Source organism: Myxococcus sp. AM011 (assembly GCF_013372595.1).
GTDB classification, from domain to species: Bacteria; Myxococcota; Myxococcia; order Myxococcales; family Myxococcaceae; genus Myxococcus; species Myxococcus eversor.
This window is the reverse complement of the sequence record NZ_JABXEM010000545.1, coordinates 1-1,552: the sequence shown is the minus strand read 5'-3', so window position 1 is coordinate 1,552 and position 1,552 is coordinate 1. Positions and strand designations below refer to the sequence as shown.

Sequence of the window (1,552 nt, the reverse complement as noted above, 5' to 3'; positions counted from 1 at the left end):
AATAATACTTATTGTCCTGTAATATATGGTAATTCTTCAGCGGTTGATGCGGAAGTATTTTAACGAGAAATGATACCTAATCCTTGAACATTAGATTTTTTTTTCAAGCAGAAGACGGCATACGAGTTTACTACGCGTCTCGTGGGCTCGGAGATGTGTATAAGAGTCAGATATCAGTCCTCCCAAGCAGGCGCGCACGATTCAGGGTCCTCCGACGCCCTCAGCCGCGCTATGGGTGGGAAACCATGACACCTTCCGACACGCCCCTGCGCGCCGCCGTGTTCGACATGGACGGTACCCTCGTCGACAACATGGTGTTCCATAACCAGGCCTGGGTGGCGCTCGCGCGCAAGCTCGGCCTGTCTCTCACCGCCGACGACTTCCAGACTCGCTTCGCGGGCAAGAAGAACGAAGAAATCCTCCCGGAGCTGCTGGGGCGCGCGCTCGCCACCGACGAGCTGGAGCGGCTCGCGGACGAGAAGGAGAACCACTACCGCACCCTCTACCGGCCCCACCTGCGACTGCACCGGGGCGCGGAGGCCCTCATCTCCCGCCTGCGCGCGGCCGGCATTCCCATGGCCATCGCCACCGCGGCGCCCCATGGCAACCGGGAGCTGGTGATTGACGGACTGGGCCTGCGCCCCGTCTTCCACCGCATCGTCGGCGCCGAGGAGGTCTCCCGGGGCAAGCCCTTCCCGGACATCTTCCTCGCGGCCGCCCAGGGCCTGGGCGTCGAGCCCTCCCAGTGCCTGGCCTTCGAGGACGCCATCCTCGGCGTCATGTCCGCGCGGGACGCCGGAATGCCCGTGGTGGGCCTCACCACCACGACATCCGCGATTCAGCTCCGCCAGGCCGGCGCCCTCTGGACGCTCCCGGATTTCACCACCCTTCCGCCCGAGCTGGAGTCCCGCCTCTTCGGCGTGGGGAGCTGAAGCCCGGGGCCAGGGGCACCCCGCCCCATCGGCCTTGATGGCGCGCCAAAAGGGAGCCAGCGGCGTGGGACGTTGTGTAGTGTTGCCGGCCTCATGACGTCCGCAGCCAAACTCAAGCTTCCCTCGGGTCCATCCCGGCACGTGTATGACGTCATCGTGCTGGGCAGTCAGCTCGGTGGCGCACTCGCGGCCGCGCTGCTCGCCAAGCGTGGCCACCGCGTCCTGATGGTGGAGCACGACGGCATGGGCCCGGGTTACGAGCACGGCGGCTACGTGCTCCCCTACGCGCCCTTCGTCGCGCCGCCTCTCAAGGCCATGCCCGCCGTGGAGGAGGCCCTCACCGAGCTGGGCCTCACCACCACCGTGCAGCGCGCGCTGCGCCCCCACTCGCCCGAGCTGCAGCTCGTCCTGCCCAGAAACCGCATGGACCTGCACTCCGACGCCGCCCGCCGCAAGGCCGAGGTGACGCGCGAGCTGGGCGAAGAGGGCGAGGCGCTCCTGGGCGCGCTGGCCGGCACCACCGCGCAGCACGAGACGAGCGACGCCTTCTTCAAGGCCCACCCCGCCCTTCCTCCCGATGGCTTCTTCGAGGGCTGGGGCCTCAAGAAGCTCATCAAGGC

The 1,552-nt window shown here is 66.6% G+C and carries 2 protein-coding genes; both read left to right on the top strand.

Annotated elements, in window-relative coordinates:
- Positions 1-245: 245 nt before the first annotated feature.
- Entirely contained in the window at positions 246-932 is a 687-nt protein-coding gene (locus HUW62_RS47200; RefSeq protein WP_176438184.1) for an HAD family phosphatase, read from the top strand.
- Between the two features lie 93 nt (positions 933-1,025).
- On the top strand, positions 1,026-1,552 hold a 527-nt coding region (locus HUW62_RS47195), incomplete at its 3' end, for an NAD(P)-binding protein (RefSeq protein WP_176438183.1).